Origin of the sequence: Sphingomonas sp. 37zxx (genome assembly GCF_000786205.1) — a bacterium.
In the GTDB taxonomy this organism is placed as follows: Bacteria; Pseudomonadota; Alphaproteobacteria; order Sphingomonadales; family Sphingomonadaceae; genus Sphingomonas.
On the sequence record NZ_JROH01000120.1, the window covers coordinates 1 to 677 of the forward strand.

General features: G+C 58.5%; 1 protein-coding gene. It reads left to right on the top strand.

Annotation, left to right across the window (positions count from 1 at the left end; all coding sequences use genetic code 11):
• Window positions 1-490: 490 nt before the first annotated feature.
• Window positions 491-677, top strand: a 187-nt coding sequence (locus QU44_RS17025; protein ID WP_033923601.1) for a hypothetical protein, incomplete at its 3' end; no start/stop codon positions are given.

Below are 677 nucleotides of genomic sequence, written 5' to 3' on the forward strand. Positions count from 1 at the left end.
GACCGGCGGGGACAGGCTGGTGGTGGTTTGACCGGCGGTGCTGTTATAGCGCGGTGGGTGACTGGCTTAGCCTAGGGTGAATTGCCAGGAAATTGGCTCAAGTTGATGCAAATATCGAGCTTTTGCATCAGCGTAGCGACCAGAAGCAGCCGGCCGGCTGACGTCCCAGTTGCGGATATTCGAGATTCAGGCTTTACTGTATGTATGCTCGACGCCATCCGGCCCTGGTTTTACATCCTATGGGGAGCCGCGTTTCTGGTGCCGCTGTTATTGAAGCGACGAATCTGGCTGACGACCCCTATCTGTCGCGCGGAGGAGCCAGCACGGTTTTGGTTGCAACGCGTCTTCGTCGTCGTTGTAATCGCGATGGGAGCCTACGAAGCGTGGTCTCTGTTCTACGGCGGCTAACAACCACTATTCCGCGTTCGCGATGCAAAACGCACAGATTTTGCATAAATTGCTACGCCGCAGAAAACCCCGCAACGTAGCGATGCAAAAGTCTAATGCACCCCTGCCTGCCGACCAGTTGTTCCTGATCGCCGCGATCAGCGAGACCGCCGATTTCGCCAAGCCGGTGCAAGTCCCGATCGGCTTCGTCGGCGCATCGATCACCCTGCCCCGCCCCACCGGCGACACGTTGTATTTGCGCCTGCACGACGCGCCGGACACCGCGGTTC